This window comes from Paenarthrobacter sp. TE4293, from assembly GCF_050435325.1.
GTDB classification, from domain to species: domain Bacteria; phylum Actinomycetota; class Actinomycetes; order Actinomycetales; family Micrococcaceae; genus Arthrobacter; species Arthrobacter nitroguajacolicus_C.
Window position 1 is genome coordinate 70,789 of the sequence record NZ_JBNJRY010000008.1, and the last position, 14,396, is coordinate 85,184.

General features: G+C 63.6%; 18 protein-coding genes. 11 read left to right on the plus strand and 7 right to left on the minus strand.

From position 1 onward, the window contains the following. Positions 1-20: 20 nt before the first annotated feature. Complete coding sequence (locus QF015_RS16495) at positions 21-584, plus strand: cysteine hydrolase family protein (RefSeq protein ID WP_429390195.1); 564 nt, start codon at positions 21-23, stop codon at positions 582-584. On the opposite strand, the gene QF015_RS16500 is transcribed toward QF015_RS16495, so the two are convergent. From QF015_RS16500 to QF015_RS16515, 4 genes are all read right to left on the minus strand, one after another. Continuing rightward, positions 576-1,439 carry an AraC family transcriptional regulator gene (locus QF015_RS16500; protein ID WP_310208579.1) on the minus strand — a complete coding sequence of 288 codons (864 nt, stop codon included), beginning with the start codon at positions 1,437-1,439 and terminating at the stop codon, positions 576-578. The genes QF015_RS16495 and QF015_RS16500 overlap by 9 nt on opposite strands. A gap of 225 nt (positions 1,440-1,664) precedes the next feature. After that, a complete protein-coding gene (locus QF015_RS16505) occupies positions 1,665-1,925 on the minus strand; it encodes a hypothetical protein (protein WP_310207537.1) in 261 nt (86 codons plus the stop codon). Further along, a complete protein-coding gene (locus QF015_RS16510) occupies positions 1,918-2,187 on the minus strand; it encodes a GlsB/YeaQ/YmgE family stress response membrane protein (RefSeq protein WP_310207534.1) in 270 nt (89 codons plus the stop codon). Before QF015_RS16510 ends, QF015_RS16505 begins: the two co-directional genes overlap by 8 nt. 304 nt (positions 2,188-2,491) lie before the next feature. Continuing rightward, positions 2,492-2,689 carry a CsbD family protein gene (locus tag QF015_RS16515; RefSeq protein ID WP_310207531.1) on the minus strand — a complete coding sequence of 66 codons (198 nt, stop codon included), beginning with the start codon at positions 2,687-2,689 and terminating at the stop codon, positions 2,492-2,494. A 183-nt stretch (positions 2,690-2,872) separates the two neighbouring features. Here QF015_RS16515 and QF015_RS16520 point away from each other — a divergent pair, with 183 nt between their 5' ends. Further along, on the plus strand, positions 2,873-3,304 hold the full coding sequence (locus tag QF015_RS16520) for a hypothetical protein (RefSeq protein ID WP_310207528.1): 432 nt from the start codon (positions 2,873-2,875) through the stop codon (positions 3,302-3,304). 63 nt (positions 3,305-3,367) lie between these two features. Here the strand turns inward: QF015_RS16520 and QF015_RS16525 are convergent, their stop codons facing one another. Further along, positions 3,368-4,072: an alpha/beta fold hydrolase gene (locus QF015_RS16525; RefSeq protein WP_429390196.1), complete on the minus strand. Its 705-nt coding sequence runs from the start codon at positions 4,070-4,072 to the stop codon at positions 3,368-3,370. A gap of 146 nt (positions 4,073-4,218) precedes the next feature. Between QF015_RS16525 and QF015_RS16530 the strand changes: the two genes are divergently transcribed. The 7 genes from QF015_RS16530 to QF015_RS16560 all read left to right on the plus strand — a co-directional run bounded on the left by QF015_RS16530 (position 4,219) and on the right by QF015_RS16560 (position 11,186). Continuing rightward, positions 4,219-5,739, plus strand: a complete 1,521-nt coding sequence (locus QF015_RS16530) for a fumarylacetoacetate hydrolase family protein (protein WP_429390197.1) — start codon at positions 4,219-4,221, stop codon at positions 5,737-5,739. Then, positions 5,732-6,418 (plus strand): GntR family transcriptional regulator, encoded by a 687-nt coding sequence (locus QF015_RS16535; protein ID WP_429390198.1) that lies wholly within the window; start codon positions 5,732-5,734, stop codon positions 6,416-6,418. The genes QF015_RS16530 and QF015_RS16535 overlap by 8 nt, the downstream gene beginning before the upstream one ends. Before the next feature lie 31 nt (positions 6,419-6,449). Next, positions 6,450-7,961 (plus strand): 5-carboxymethyl-2-hydroxymuconate semialdehyde dehydrogenase, encoded by a 1,512-nt coding sequence (gene hpaE / locus QF015_RS16540; RefSeq protein ID WP_310207516.1) that lies wholly within the window; start codon positions 6,450-6,452, stop codon positions 7,959-7,961. 49 nt (positions 7,962-8,010) lie between these two features. After that, positions 8,011-9,105 (plus strand): 3,4-dihydroxyphenylacetate 2,3-dioxygenase, encoded by a 1,095-nt coding sequence (gene hpaD, locus QF015_RS16545; RefSeq protein ID WP_429390199.1) that lies wholly within the window; start codon positions 8,011-8,013, stop codon positions 9,103-9,105. A 3-nt stretch (positions 9,106-9,108) separates the two neighbouring features. Continuing rightward, the gene (hpaH, locus tag QF015_RS16550) at positions 9,109-9,894 is read left to right on the plus strand and encodes a 2-oxo-hept-4-ene-1,7-dioate hydratase (protein ID WP_310207510.1); all 786 of its coding nucleotides are present in this window, start codon (positions 9,109-9,111) and stop codon (positions 9,892-9,894) included. Next, positions 9,879-10,682, plus strand: coding sequence for an HpcH/HpaI aldolase family protein (locus QF015_RS16555; protein WP_310207507.1), 804 nt, complete (start codon positions 9,879-9,881; stop codon positions 10,680-10,682). Before hpaH ends, QF015_RS16555 begins: the two co-directional genes overlap by 16 nt. Positions 10,683-10,748: 66 nt before the next feature. Further along, on the plus strand, positions 10,749-11,186 hold the full coding sequence (locus QF015_RS16560) for a hypothetical protein (RefSeq protein WP_429390200.1): 438 nt from the start codon (positions 10,749-10,751) through the stop codon (positions 11,184-11,186). On the opposite strand, the gene QF015_RS16565 is transcribed toward QF015_RS16560, so the two are convergent. Then, entirely contained in the window at positions 11,187-11,546 is a 360-nt protein-coding gene (locus tag QF015_RS16565) for a nuclear transport factor 2 family protein (RefSeq protein WP_310207502.1), read from the minus strand. Positions 11,547-11,590: 44 nt separating this feature from the next. Beyond that, entirely contained in the window at positions 11,591-12,157 is a 567-nt protein-coding gene (locus tag QF015_RS16570) for a hypothetical protein (protein WP_429390201.1), read from the minus strand. Positions 12,158-12,405: 248 nt separating this feature from the next. On the opposite strand from QF015_RS16570, the gene QF015_RS16575 reads away from it, so the two are divergent. Both QF015_RS16575 and QF015_RS16580 read left to right on the plus strand, forming a co-directional pair. Continuing rightward, the gene (locus QF015_RS16575; protein ID WP_429390202.1) at positions 12,406-13,614 is read left to right on the plus strand and encodes an aspartate transaminase; all 1,209 of its coding nucleotides are present in this window, start codon (positions 12,406-12,408) and stop codon (positions 13,612-13,614) included. A 22-nt stretch (positions 13,615-13,636) separates the two neighbouring features. Further along, positions 13,637-14,311, plus strand: a complete 675-nt coding sequence (locus QF015_RS16580) for a 4-carboxy-4-hydroxy-2-oxoadipate aldolase/oxaloacetate decarboxylase (RefSeq protein WP_429390203.1) — start codon at positions 13,637-13,639, stop codon at positions 14,309-14,311. The last annotated feature ends 85 nt before the right edge of the window (positions 14,312-14,396 follow it).

Genomic DNA, 14,396 nt, shown 5'->3' on the forward strand with positions numbered 1-14,396 from the left:
CGCCTGATCGGAGGATAGCAATGATCGCCGTGCTGATCATTGACATGCAAAACGCCTACTTCGAGGATCCGGCCTTGAAGGCGCGGCAGGAGGAGATTGTTGCTGCCTGCAATTCGCTGACCAGTGCGGCGCGGGAAGCGGGGGCCAGGATTCTCCTGGTCGGCACGGTGCACGAACGGGACAAATCCACGTGGAGCCTGAATATGCTCGACGATGATCAGGGGTTCATTTTCAGGGGCAGTGAGCAGGCTGAGTTCGTACCCGGCCTGCTCACTGCCGACCTTCCCCGCCTGATCAAGACCAGGGACAGCGCCTTCTTTGGGACCGAACTTGCCATGCGCCTTCGAAACTGGGGCGTGGACACCGTGATTCTGGCTGGTATCTCCGCCCATAACTGCATCGCGCAGACTGCTGCCGACGCCTTCGCGCATAACATCAGGGTGATCTACGCGGCCGAGGCCATCGGTACGGAGAATTCAGAGGCTGCCGAGTCGGTGCTGCGGGTTTTTACCCGGGAATATCGTCAGGGTGTGCTGCCGCTGGAAGAGATCCTGCGGCTTCTTGGGGCGGAGTCCTCAGCGTAGTTCTTCGCGTTCGACGGGAATCCACAATTGCCCGCGGCCGTGCGTGCCCCCTTCCTCCACGCGGACGCTGAGCATCTCAGGTCCGGGTGCCCACCTGTAAGGATTGGCCGGAAACCACTCCGTTGCTGCGTCCGCCCACATATTTTGCAGGACGTCGGGGAACTTGCCTTCGGTTTCGAAGACCACCCACAGGCCGCCAGGCACGTCAAGGAAGTCCAAGCCTTGCGGGGCCGTCTGGCTGGATGCCACGGCATGCCAGTAGTCCAATTCGCTTCCCTCGGTCCGCTGCTCGTCAATGTTGTCGGTGACGGACAGTGGTCCGGACGGATCGAGGTCTGCCAACCCGAGCATGCGTTGGGTGACGGCGGGGTCCAGGCCCCGCTGGAAATCGATGATGGACTGGTTGGGTCCTTCGTGGACCAGCGGGACGCGGGCTTTCACCCCGATAAGGCGGAAAGCGGGCTTGTCCTCGATACGGTGCTTCATGGTGTTCTTCCCTTCGACTCGGAGGTGGAACCTCAGTTGAGGTTGGGAATGAAGAACGGCGCCCGGCTGTCTCGCTTCGGACGGGGTGAGCCCGTGCATGGCCTTGAACGCGCGAGTAAACGCCTCACCCGATGCGTAGCCGTAGCGGACTGCAACGGCAAGGACTGTTCCGCCCCCGATGATTTCCGCCGTGGCTGATGTCAGGCGGCGCCTGCGGATGTACTCCGAGATTGGCAGCCCGGCCAACGAGGAAAACATTCGCCGGAAGTGATACTCGGACGTCAGGGCAATCCGGGCCAAGGCAGCCACCTCAATGTCGGACGTCAGGTCCTGCTCGATGGCCTCGATGGCACGGTTCCATTCCTGCACGCTGCCGCCTTCCTTCGATGCGCCGCCATGGCTTGTCTCCATTCCTGCCACTGACGCTACGCGGGGCTGTGCACCGACGCCCCACCTATCCTTGCCCGAAAATATCAGGGCCCACCACCGCAGGGACAGGGCGCGGGTGGCGACCCGGGCACGCCAAGAACCCGGAGCGCTGCGGTTGCAATGCTCCGGGTCCTTGGTGTGTTCAGTTACGTTGAGGTCCAGGCCTTACGGACGACTTGAGCCAGACGCTTCGTCATCCGGTTCGGATGAGAAGGGCCGGTCTTCAGGGGTGTCTTCCGTGTTGTCTTCGTCAAGTTCGGCGTCAGCCGACGGAACCGTCTTCTCGGCGTAGTCACCGGCGGTGTAGTCGCCCCCGGCATCATCCTTCAGGGTCTCCGGGGACACTCCTGTGTCGCCGTAGTCGCCTTCGGAGTACTGGCCCTCGAGTTCGTCGCCATTGGCGTCGCGGTTCTGGTTATTAGCCATGGTGTGTCCTGCGGTTGGTGACCAGGCCGTAGATCAGCAGCACGATGATGGAGCCGCCGATGGCCAGGAGCCACGTTGTCAGTGAGAAGAATTCCTGCAGGCCCGTGCCGAAGATCAGGCCACCAATCCAACCACCCAGGAGAGCGCCGACGACGCCCAACAGGAGGGTTACGAACCAGCCGCCACCCTGGCGGCCGGGAAGAATAAGCTTTGCGATGGCACCGGCCAAAAGGCCGAGCAGAAGAAAACCAAAGAAACCCATTTTTGCTCCTACTTTCTTGTTGATGGAAATTCCATGAACGTCATGAAGCGAGTATGTTCACCGGGTGCCTGTTCCGGAATGTAGGCACCGATATGTTGCCCCTGAGAGGCAGCGTAATTCGGGGAGTGGAACGGCTGATGAAACCCCGATGAAATTGTAAATTGCAGTCCGTCAAGTACTCCTGCCGATTGGGGGTCGGGCTCAGTACTACAACTGCAACGCTAGCCGGTCGGAGGATCAGTAGCAAGTAACCTGACTATTTCCGGGTCGTCGCCCGGAGCGCGACACCACGGGGATTGGCAGGCTAGTGCCCGTCGAGAGAGTCCTTGACTCCCTTGGCGGCATCCTTGATCTTTTCGCCCGACTGCTTCAGGTTTGCCTTCGATTGCTCGGCCAAGCCCTCGGCCTGCAGGTCCCGGTCTCCGGAGGTTTGGCCGGCCTTTTCCTTGACCTTGCCAACTGCTTCTTCAGTGCTGTTCTTAATCTTGTCGCCCAGTCCCATGGTTTTCACTCCTCGGGTTGTGATGCAGTTACCGCCAGCGGTTGCCCGCTGGATGGCATAAAGCTTAGTCAAATGTTCTATTTCGGCAAATCACTATTAACTTGGCTGCAACCAATGTGCGCGTGACAGGTCATGTCCCGCGGGACTAGTGTCGAAGGATAAACACCTCGAAAGGAGTGTCCTGTGAAAGGGAAAGCATTGTTCGCCGTTGGAGTGGCCGTTGGCTACGTATGGGGATCGAAGTCCTGGCCGGAGGTGTATCGGAAGCTCCGTGGGGGCACTGAAAAGGTCTGGAAGAACCCGGAAGTGCAAGAGAACGTCCACCATGCCACCGAGGCTGTCCAGGAGTCGGTCCCGGACATTCTGGACAACCTGTATGAAGCCGGCAAGAAGTTGATGGAAAAGGCTGAAACCATGTTCCCCGGCATCACTTCGCCGAAGGCCGGTCATCCGTCCGGCACCTCCACAAATGAACCCACGGTCACCACCGTGCCCACCATTAAGTCCGACGTTGTGTCGGATCCTGCCTTGGACGACACCACCGGAAGCGATTGGACGGATGAGGGCGGGGCCGCCCCGGAAGGACCCGCCACGAATACGCCTCCCAAGGCCTGATGTCCCCTGAAGTAGACCCCCGACGTCGGTGAGTGCCGGCGTCGGGGGTCTACTTGTCAGCTTTTATGCGGTGCGTTGCACCGCTGCCAAGAGAGCCTCGCCCAATTCCCTGGGCTTGGTGAACTGAGGCCAGTGACCGGTTGGCAGGTCGATATAGTCCACGTCACGGATCCTCGCGAGCTCGGCGGTGAACGGATGCCCGGCATCCATCCATTCCTTGAGGAGCGAGGAGGGGAATTGGCACGCGATGATCGTCGCTGGAACGTCGTAGCGGCGGACATTCACCAGATGCTGCTGGTCGAAGGCCACACCCTTGGGCTCCGGGATGGCGCGGGCGCGGAAAGCCTGTTTCAGCTCATCGGTGAGGTCAACCAGGTCCTCGTCCTCGAACGCTTCCCACGGCGGCAGCGGGATGTCATCGCCGTCGTCCGGTAGTTCATCATTGATGACCCCGCCCTCGCCCAGCGGCCCGCTGTCGACGTAGATGGCGCGGGCCACCCGGTCGGGACGGGCATCCGCCACGCCATGGATGATGGCTCCGCCGCCTGAATGTCCCACCAGGACGACTTTGCCTTCCAAGGAGTCCACTTTTGCCACTACGGCCTCGATATGGGTGCGAAGGCCGATGCCGGTGCGGGGTGCTTCGGCGGATTCCAGACCGGGCAGGGTCAGCGGATGGACAGTGTGTCCGGCTGCCACCAGCGGGGGAGTCACCTCCTCCCACGACGAGGCGTCCAACCAGAAACCGGGTACGAGGATGATGTCCATGCGGGTACCCTACGGGAGCCCACCGACAGTTTGTAGGGGGCGGCTTCAGATCGGTGGCCGGTGGGGGTTGACGGGGTCAAGGATCTCGGTTCATAGTTATCGTATACGATTTCGTACTTGATGCAGTTCGAGGAAGAGGAGGCGCCGTGACACTGGAGTTCCGGTCCCAGGACGTCAGCCAGGACATGCTGGCCCGGACGCGCAAAGTCATTGCCGTCCACATCAACTACCCCAGCCGCGCGGCACAGCGTGGGCGGACTCCCGAGCAGCCGTCGTACTTCCTGAAGCCGTCCTCGTCGCTGGCGCTCGGCTCCGCGGATGCTCCCGGAACTGTTGAGCGCCCGGCCGGTTGCGAACTGCTCGGTTATGAAGGCGAGATCGCGTTGGTGATCGGAAAGTCCGCCCGCCGTGTCGGCCTTGACGACGCCTGGAGCCACGTTGAATGGGTTACCGCTTCCAACGACCTCGGCGTCTACGACCTCCGCTACGCTGACAAGGGCTCCAACGTCCGGTCCAAGGGCGGCGACGGCTTCACACCCGTCGGACCCTCGTTGATCCCCGCCGACGCCGTCGACCCCACCCAGCTGCGCATCCGCACCTGGCACAACGGGGACCTCGTGCAGGACGACACCACCGAGGACCTGCTGTTCCCGTTCGCGCAGCTCGTCGCTGACCTCTCCCAGCTGCTCACTCTCGAAGAGGGCGACATCATCCTTACCGGCACCCCCGCCGGAGCCTCGGTTGCCAAGCCCGGTGACGTCGTCGAAGTTGAAGTCACCGGCGGACGCTTCAGCAGCGGCCGCTTGGCGACCAAAGTAACGGAAGGTACGACGCCGTTCGCGGACTTTGGTGCCCGGCCCAAGGCTGATGACACCCAGCGGGAAGAGGCCTACGGATCGCGCGAAGCCGCCGGACTGGAGGCTTCGGAACCGGCGGTTGCCGAGAGTGTGCTGACGCCGGAGTTGAAGGCCAAGCTTGAGTCCGTCGCCACCGCTACTTTGTCCTCCCAGCTGCGCAAGCGCGGATTGAACAACGTGAGCATCGACGGCCTGCAGGCTACCCGGCCCGACCGCAAGGTGGTGGGCCTGGCCCGCACCCTGCGCTACGTGCCCAACCGCGAGGATCTGTTCAAGACCCACGGCGGCGGATTCAATGCCCAGAAGCGGGCCATCGACTCCGTGAACGACGGCGAAATCCTGGTCATGGAAGCCCGCGGCGAGAAAGGCACCGGCACCGTGGGCGACATCCTGGCGCTGCGTGCCCAGGTCCGCGGAGCCGCCGCGATCATTACCGACGGCGGCGTCCGCGACTACTCGGCCGTGGCTGACCTGGAGATGCCCACCTACTTCGCCAACCCGCACCCGGCAGTCCTCGGACGCCGGCACATCCCGTGGGACACGGACATCACCATCGCCTGCGGTGGAGCCACCGTGCAGCCCGGCGACATCATCGTGGCCGACTCCGATGGCATCCTCGTGATCCCGCCCGCCATTGCCGGGGAGCTGGCGGATGACTGCATCCAGCAGGAAAAGGAAGAAACGTTCATCTTCCAGATGGTCCAGGAAGGCAACAGCGTGGACGGGCTCTACCCCATGAACAAGGAATGGCAGGCGCGGTACGCGGAGTGGTCCGCCCAGCACAGCCCGGAAGGAGCCCCCGGTGACTGAAACCGCCGTCGGAAGTACCGCCGTCGAGGGCACCGCAGCCCAGAGCAAATCCCAGCAGGCGTATGCGGCCGTGAAAGCGAGGATCGTCGAGGGGGCCTACACTCCGGGTTACCGCCTGGTGCTCGCCAAGATCGCCGAAGACCTGGGCTTCAGCGTGGTCCCGGTCCGGGAAGCGATCCGCCGGCTGGAAGCCGAAGGGCTGGTCAAGTTCGAGCGGAACGTCGGCGCCACGGTGTCCGGGATCGACCCCACCGAGTACCTCTACACGATGCAGACACTGAGCATCGTGGAGGGTGCGGCCACCGCGTTGTCCGCTCCACTGATCGATCCGGTCTCCATTGCGCGGGCCCGTGCGGTGAACGAAGAGATGCGGGAGTGCCTGGAGCATTTTGATCCCGTCCGGTTCACCGCATTGAACCAGGATTTCCACAGTGTCTTGTTTGAGCACTGCCCCAATCCGCACATTCTCGACCTTGTCCACCGGGGCTGGAACCGTCTGGCGTCCCTTCGCTCGTCAACGTTCCGGTTCGTCCCCGGCCGCGCCCAGGAATCGGTGCGCGAACACGAGGCACTGCTGCAGCTCATCGAGAGCGCCGCAGATGCCGAGACCATCGAAAAAGCAGCCCGCCAACACCGCGCCGCCACCCTGGACGCTTACCTGGCCCAAGCCAAACAATAACCACCACTGATCGCTAGTTAGGACTTCAACGATGACGACCTCAGTAGAGACCGCCAAGCACTACATCCCCGAAAACCTCCCGTCCCACATCCAGCACTTCATCAACGGCGAGTTCGTTGACTCTGTGTCCGGCAAGACCTTCGATGTCTTGGACCCGGTATCGAACGGCAACTACGCCACCGCTGCCGCAGGGCAGAAGGAAGACATCGACCTTGCCGTGGCCGCCGCCCGTGAAGCGTTCGTCAACGGTCCATGGCCGAAGATGAAGCCGCGCGAACGTGCCCGTGTGCTGAACAAGATCGCCGACGCCGTAGAGGCGCAGGAAGCCCGCCTCGCGGAGCTCGAGACCTTCGATACCGGCCTGCCGATCACCCAGGCCAAGGGCCAGGCGCTGCGCGCTGCCGAGAACTTCCGGTTCTTCGCGGACCTGATCGTGGCCCAGTTCGACGACGCCATGAAAGTCCCGGGCTCGCAGATCAACTACGTGAACCGTAAGCCGATCGGCGTCGCCGGCCTCATCACGCCGTGGAACACCCCGTTCATGCTGGAGTCCTGGAAGCTCGCCCCGGCACTGGCTACCGGCAACACCGTGGTCCTCAAGCCGGCCGAGTTTACGCCGCTCTCGGCGTCGCTGTGGGCTCAGATTTTCAAGGACGCCGGCCTGCCTGATGGCGTGTTCAACCTGGTCAACGGCTTGGGCGAGGAAGCCGGCGATGCGCTGGTGAAGCACCCGGACGTGCCGCTGATTTCCTTCACCGGCGAGACCACCACCGGCCAGACGATCTTCCGCAACGCAGCTGCCAACCTCAAGGGCCTGTCCATGGAACTTGGCGGCAAGTCCCCATGCGTCGTGTTCGCAGATGCTGACCTGGACGCGGCGATCGATTCGGCGCTGTTTGGGGTGTTCTCCCTCAACGGCGAACGCTGCACCGCCGGCTCCCGCATCCTGGTGGAGCGGGCCATCTACGACGAATTCTGCGAAAAGTACGCCGCCCGGGCCAAGAACATCGTGGTGGGCGATCCCCACGATCCCAAGACCCAGGTGGGTGCCTTGGTTCACCCCGAGCACTACCGGAAGGTGGCGTCCTACGTGGAGATCGGCAAGTCCGAAGGTCGGCTCCTCGCCGGCGGCGGCCGACCCGACCACCTGCCCGAAGGCAACTACATCGCACCCACGGTGTTTGCCGACGTCGCGCCTGACGCCCGGATCTTCCAGGAGGAAATCTTCGGTCCCGTCGTGGCCATCACGCCCTTCGAGAACGACGACGAAGCCCTCGCCTTGGCGAACAACACCAAGTACGGCCTGGCGGCCTACATCTGGACCCAGAACCTGACGCGGGCCCACAACTTCTCCCAGAACGTGGAGGCCGGCATGGTGTGGCTCAACAGCCACAACGTCCGCGACCTCCGTACCCCGTTCGGTGGCGTGAAAGCCTCCGGCCTGGGTCATGAGGGCGGCTACCGCTCCATCGATTTCTACACCGACCAGCAGGCCGTGCACATCACGCTCGGCTCAGTTCACACGCCCAAGTTCGGCGCTTAGTTCGGCGCTTAAAGCTTCCCACCTACCCTTTCAACGAAGAGAGAATCCCATGAGCAACTTCACCGGCCCCATCCCTACGCCCACGGTCCCGGCTCCGGACATTGTCCGCTGCGCCTACCTGGAACTCGTGGTCTCGGACCTGGCCAAATCCCGCGCGTTCTACGTGGACCTCCTCGGCCTGCATGTCACCGAAGAAGACGAGAACACCATCTACCTGCGCTCCTTCGAGGAGTTCATCCACCACAACCTGGTCCTCCGCAAGGGTCCCGTTGCCGCCGCTGCTGCCTTCGCCTACCGCGTGAAGTCCCCTGCAGAGGTCGATGCCGCCGAGGCGTACTACCGCGAGCTGGGCTGCCGGGTGGAGCGCCGCAAAGAAGGCTTCACCAAGGGCGTGGGCGACTCCGTCCGGGTGGAGGACCCGCTGGGCTTCCCGTACGAATTCTTCTACGACGTGGAGCACGTCGAACGCCTCACCCAGCGCTACGACCTCTACTCGGCCGGCGAACTGGTCCGCCTGGACCACTTCAACCAGGTCACCCCTGACGTCCCCCGCGGCCGCAAGTACCTGGAAGACCTCGGCTTCCGCGTCTCCGAGGACATCAAAGATTCCGACGGCGTCACGTACGCCGCGTGGATGCACCGCAAGCAGACTGTGCACGACACCGCCCTGACCGGCGGCAACGGACCCCGCCTGCACCACATCGCGTTTTCCACGCACGAGAAGCACAACATCATCCAGATCTGCGACAAGATGGGCGCCCTGCGCATCTCCGACCGCATCGAACGCGGCCCCGGACGCCACGGTGTGTCCAACGCGTTCTACCTCTACATCCTGGACCCGGACGGCCACCGCGTGGAGATCTACACCCAGGACTACTACACCGGCGATCCCGACAACCCCACCGTCACCTGGGACGTCCATGACAACCAGCGCCGCGACTGGTGGGGCAACCCCGTCGTCCCGTCCTGGTACACCGAGGCCTCCCTGGTCCTGGACCTCGACGGAAACCCCCAGCCGATCATCGAACGCGAGGACAAGTCCGAAATGGCTGTCACCGTGGGCGCCGACGGCTTCTCCTACACCCGCCCGGAAGGCGCATCCGGCGAGGTCGCAGAGGGCTTCAAACTGGGAGCGCAGGTCTAAACCATGCTCGACGCGAAGACGATCGAAGCCATTGCCGACGAGCTCCTCGAAGCCGGCCGGAACCGGAAACCGGTGCCGCGCCTCACCGCCCGCTACCCCCACATGACGGTGGAGGATTCCTACGCTGTGCAGCAGTTGTGGATGCGGCGGAACGAGGAAGCCGGACGCACGTTGGTGGGGCGGAAGATCGGCCTCACGTCCAAAGCCATGCAAGCAGCCACGGGCATCACGGAGCCGGATTACGGAGCCATTTTCGATGACATGGTCCTGGAAACCGGGTGCTCCGTGGAGTGGGATCAGTACACCCACCCGCGGGTCGAGGTGGAGCTGGCGTTCGTGCTCAAGTCCGCTCTGAAGGGCCCGGGCTGCACCATTTTCGACGTCCTCAACGCCACCGATTACGTGGTTCCGGCCCTCGAGATCCTGGACTCCAGGATCGAAATGGAGGGCCGGACCATCGTGGACACCATCTCGGACAACGCCGCGATGGGCGCCATGGTGGTGGGCGGCCGCCCGGTGCGGCCGGACGCCGTCGACCTCCGCTGGGTCTCCGCCATCCTGTACAAAAACCAGACGGTCGAGGAGACCGGAGTGGCAGCCGGAGTCCTCGATCACCCGGCCAATGGCGTGCACTGGCTGGCCAACAAAATCGCTGCCCACGGTGACTCGATGAAGGCTGGAGATATCATCCTGGCGGGCTCGTTTACCCGCCCCCTGTGGGTGTACAAAGGTGATACCGTGCACGCTGACTACGGACCGTTGGGAGTTGTGACATGCCACTTCAGCTAGGCCCTACTTTCTACTCGGCGCTCACTGGGACAGGGCGGCCACTCGCCGGGATGTGGGTGTGCTCCGGCAGCCCGCTCGTGGCAGAAATCTGCGCCGGTTCCGGCCTGGACTGGGTCCTGATCGATGCCGAACACAGCCCCAACGGCCTCGAATCGATCCTCGCCCAGCTCCACGCAGTGAGCGGATACCCGGTGCAGGCCATGGTCCGGCCACCGGTCAACGACACCGTCGTCATCAAGCAATACCTGGACCTTGGGGTGCAGAACCTGCTCATTCCCATGGTGAACTCGGCGTTCGAGGCCGCGTCCGCCGTCGCCGCAGTCCGATACCCGCCGCTTGGCGTCCGTGGCGTCGGCTCGGCCTTGGCCAGGGCATCCCGCTGGAACCGTGTCCCCGACTATCTGGCATCCGCGTCGGAGTCCATCAGCCTCACGGTTCAAATCGAATCCGAGGCTGCGGCGTCGGCTGTGGAGGAGATCCTGGCCGTCGACGGCGTGGATGGGATCTTCCTGGGTCCGTCGGACCTCGCCGCCTCCATGGGCCTGCTGGGACAGCAGGAAAATCCCTTGGTGAGGGCCGTCGTCGAGCATTGCCTCGAAGCCGCGAAAGCGGCCGGTAAACCGGCAGGCGTGAACGCCTTCAACGAGGCGACCGCACGCGCCTACCTCGACGCCGGTGCCTCCTTTGTGCTGGTCGGCGCCGACGTGGCGGTGCTGGCCCGTGCGTCGGAGGGGTTCGCGTCCACGTTCATTCCCGTCTCTGAAACGGCGGAGCGTGACAGCTACTGACCTGTCCATGTCCGGCGAAGACGATGGGCTAGGCTCGATGGAACGAGAGCCTGAGGGGGCAGTGCCATGAACCGTCGTGCTTTAGCCGTCGTTGCCGTAGTTGCCGCGCTTGGACTGGCCGGCTGTTCGTCGCCGGCGGGCCCAAAGGTCCTGGCGCGGGAAGCGACGGCGGAGGACCAGCTTCCGGAATCCGTGACCCTTAGCGGTGTGGATCTGGATATCAAGGCCGGGACATCCCGGTTGCTGGCCACCCACGAAGACGTGAAGTACTACGGGGCCAAGAGTTCCACCGGCGGTTCCGCCTGCTTGATTGCGGTTCCTGAAGGACTCCCGGAGCGGTGGGTGGCGGGTTGCGCAGCGGCCGGGACAGGTGAAGAGATCGTCACCTTGACTGCCGTGGACGGTTCACAATCAAAGCTCATCAACGATGGCGTGGATGCCGGCCAGCCGAAATATCAAGGGTGGACCAAGATCCACGAGAACGTGCTGGTCGGCTCCCGCTAGCTATTTGCGGGCCATGTACCACTCCGTGAATTCACGGGCGCGGCCGTCCTCGGCGAACCGGATGACCCACAAGTTGTCGTAGGTTGGGTCGCCGTTCAAGTACGTGGTCAGGCCCTGGACGAACGCTGTGTCGCCGTCCCTGCCGAGGAGTGTCCACTCGAAAGTCCAGTCTTCGGGTTTGTCGGCTGAGTCGCCGGACCAGTGGCCGACGATCTCGTCGTGGCCGTTCCACGGTTGTGCGGTGTGGGGCCGGTCGTTGTAGACGGCGTCCTCGGTGAACAGCGCCCTGATGTCGTCAGGTTCGTTCGAGGTCCACGCGCGTTCGTACTGATCCATCCATGCGTTCAGGTCGTTGGTCATCTACCCGTTCTACCCTCCACGCCTGCAGTGTTCAACGGGGGGACTCAGGTGCGGGCGATGCCCCTGCCTGCCCTGCGGATGTGGTCCGGGGTGAGTCCGGTGAGCGAGGCGAGCTCAAGGTCGTCGCATACCTGGTTCCGGAGTGCCGTCACGATCAGGGCCTCCCGGCGTCCCGTGATGTGGTCCCGGCGGGTTTCTGCTGCCCGGAGTTCATCGCTTTTGGCCTGCAGGCCGGACAAGCGGGCACTGCGGGGGAGCCCGCTGGGGTGGAGGTCGTCATAAGCCAAAGCGATGACCCGGACCGCTTTCACGTTCTCGCCGGTAACTGCCGAAACAGTCGCCGGGGTAATCCCGTCCTCAATCGCCTGGGCAATCAATTCGTTCCTGGCCGCGGACAACGTGCGGATGGCACTGGCCGCGTGGGACAACAGCTGCCGATGCACTCTGAGGGCATGTGCCAGCTTGGCGTGTTCCCCGTGTTCCCCGTGTTCCCCGCGTTCCCCGCAGTGTGAGGGCTGTTGACGTGAGGCCGTGGCCCGGTAGGCATACCGTCCGGCGGCTGGGCGGGGTTGGAGAGAAACAGTGGGGGCTGCCCCGGTGTGGGCTGGCATGGACTCCCTTTCAGCTTCGGAACAGCACTTCTGACCCTTCGAATGTAGGCAGCGTTGACCGGTCCATGGAAATACCAATACCGCGTGAACCCATAAGCAAAGTGCATGGAAGATATGCGCGGCCGTCATAAGGCCCCCTTATAGATCCACGCACATTAGGTCTTATCCAGCGCACCCCCTCAGTACCTAGTCTCGAAAAAGGGATCCGCGAATCCGCGCGTCCCGAGTTCCACATTCCTGGAGGAGACATGTCAGAGTTCCTGCCGGCGTCGAGGGTTACCCGCATCAAGGCCTCAGCCAGCGTTGCCGCGGCCGCCCGCGTCCGCGAACTGAAAGCCGAAGGCGTCCAGATCATCGACCTCACCGTCGGCGAGCCGGACTTCGACACCCCGGAGCACATCAAGGCCGCCGCCAAAGAGGCGATCACCAACGGTGAGACCAAGTACACCTCGGTGACCGGCACGCCCCAGCTGCAGGCCGCCATCCTGGACAAGATCGAGCGGGACGCCGGGCACCGTTATGGGAGCAACCAGCTCACCATCGGCGGCGGTGCCAAGCAGGTCCTCTATGTTGCCCTGATGGCCTCGCTCAACGAAGGCGACGAAGTGATCGTCCCGGCGCCGTACTGGGTTTCGTATCCCGACATGGTCCTGGCCAACGACGGAACCCCGGTGATCGTCGCGTGCGGCGAGGACGTTGGCTTCAAGCTCACGCCGGGCGCCCTCCGCGAAGCCATCACGCCCAAGACCACATGGCTCATTCTCAACGCACCGTCCAACCCGACCGGCGCCGTCTACACCCGCGAGGAACTGCAGGCGCTCGCCGAAGTCCTGGAGCAGCACCCACACGTCTTCATCCTCACCGACGAGATCTACGACGAAATCCACTTCGGCGACGGCCGCGTCACCAGCCTCGTCACCGCCGCACCGGCACTCAAGGACCGGATCCTGCTGGTCAACGGTGTCTCCAAGGCTTACGCGATGACCGGTTGGCGGCTCGGCTACGGCGTGGGACCGGCGCCCTTGGTCGCGGCGATGAACAAGCTGCAGTCGCAAACCTCGTCCTGCCCGTCGTCCATCAGCCAGGCGGCCGCCGTCGCTGCGCTGAATGGTGACCAGGCCTTCGTTCGAGACAGCGTGGAGGTCTACCGCAAACGCCGGGACGCCGCCGTCGAGGGTTTGAACGCTGTTGAGGGGTTGTCGGTCGCGCCGGCGGAAGGCGCCTTCTACGCCTACGTGAACTGCGGCGGCGTGATCGGCAAGACCACGCCCGACGGCACGGTCATCGAGAACGACCAGGACTTCACGCTTTACCTGTTGGATGCCGCCCGGGTGGCTGTCATCCAAGGCTCGGCCTACGGCCTGGGCCCCTACTTCCGGATCTCCTTCGCCACCTCGCTGGAGACCATCAACGCCGGCGTGGATTCGATCCGCGACGCCGTCAACGGCCTGTCCTAAGCCCCAGAGAAAGAACCCGAACATGATCCACGTCAAGACCAAATTCGAGCGTCCGGACGCTGACGTCGTCAACCGCCTCGCCGCCTTTTCCTCCGCTACGATCCACGAGGCCCAAGGCCGCCGCGGCGCACTGAGCTCCAGGATCAAGCCGATCGACCGCTCCATGTCCTTCTGCGGTCCGGCTGTCACCGTCGCGTGTGCACCGCAGGACAACCTCATGCTGCAGGTGGCCATCCACTACGCGCAGGCTGGCGACGTGGTGCTGGTCGGTGCGCAGGAAATGGCCGAGGCCGGCACGTTCGGCGACGTCCTGGGCAACGCCATGAAGGCCAAGGGCATCGCCGCGATGGTCACCGACTCCGGCGTGCGCGACACCCAGGACCTGATCGAGCTGGGCCTGCCCGTGTTCTCCGGCAGCGTCAGCATCAAGGGCACCGTCAAGGAAACGTTGGGCCCCATCAACTACCCCATCGTTTTCGGCGACGAAATCATCTACCCCGGCGACATCCTCCGCGGTGATGCCGACGGCGTTGTGGTGGTCCGCCGCGAAGAGGCCGAGGAAGTCATCGCACTGTCCCAAGCCCGTGATGACCACGAACGCGAACTCATCAAGCTCTACCACGACGGCGGCAACACCATCGAGCTGTGCGGCCTGACGGAGAAGCTGAAGGAGAAGGGCCTCCTGGTCGAAGACTAGGAGCTCCGGCCCGGACCGGCCGCTGCTGGTACATCAGCAGCGGCCGGTCTTTGGCGTGCTGTTGACTCTTTGGCTTGCTGTATTC

Coding starts and splice junctions, on each gene's coding strand:
- QF015_RS16495 (WP_429390195.1), top strand. CDS start 21: ATGATCGCCGTGCTGATCATTGACATGCAAAACGCCTACTTCGAGGAT.
- QF015_RS16505 (WP_310207537.1), bottom strand. CDS start 1,925: ATGGCTAATAACCAGAACCGCGACGCCAATGGCGACGAACTCGAGGGC.
- QF015_RS16510 (WP_310207534.1), bottom strand. CDS start 2,187: ATGGGTTTCTTTGGTTTTCTTCTGCTCGGCCTTTTGGCCGGTGCCATC.
- QF015_RS16515 (WP_310207531.1), bottom strand. CDS start 2,689: ATGGGACTGGGCGACAAGATTAAGAACAGCACTGAAGAAGCAGTTGGC.
- QF015_RS16525 (WP_429390196.1), bottom strand. CDS start 4,072: ATGGACATCATCCTCGTACCCGGTTTCTGGTTGGACGCCTCGTCGTGG.
- hpaE (WP_310207516.1), top strand. CDS start 6,450: ATGACGACCTCAGTAGAGACCGCCAAGCACTACATCCCCGAAAACCTC.
- hpaD (WP_429390199.1), top strand. CDS start 8,011: ATGAGCAACTTCACCGGCCCCATCCCTACGCCCACGGTCCCGGCTCCG.
- hpaH (WP_310207510.1), top strand. CDS start 9,109: ATGCTCGACGCGAAGACGATCGAAGCCATTGCCGACGAGCTCCTCGAA.
- QF015_RS16555 (WP_310207507.1), top strand. CDS start 9,879: ATGCCACTTCAGCTAGGCCCTACTTTCTACTCGGCGCTCACTGGGACA.
- QF015_RS16560 (WP_429390200.1), top strand. CDS start 10,749: ATGAACCGTCGTGCTTTAGCCGTCGTTGCCGTAGTTGCCGCGCTTGGA.
- QF015_RS16565 (WP_310207502.1), bottom strand. CDS start 11,546: ATGACCAACGACCTGAACGCATGGATGGATCAGTACGAACGCGCGTGG.
- QF015_RS16570 (WP_429390201.1), bottom strand. CDS start 12,157: ATGCCAGCCCACACCGGGGCAGCCCCCACTGTTTCTCTCCAACCCCGC.
- QF015_RS16575 (WP_429390202.1), top strand. CDS start 12,406: ATGTCAGAGTTCCTGCCGGCGTCGAGGGTTACCCGCATCAAGGCCTCA.
- QF015_RS16580 (WP_429390203.1), top strand. CDS start 13,637: ATGATCCACGTCAAGACCAAATTCGAGCGTCCGGACGCTGACGTCGTC.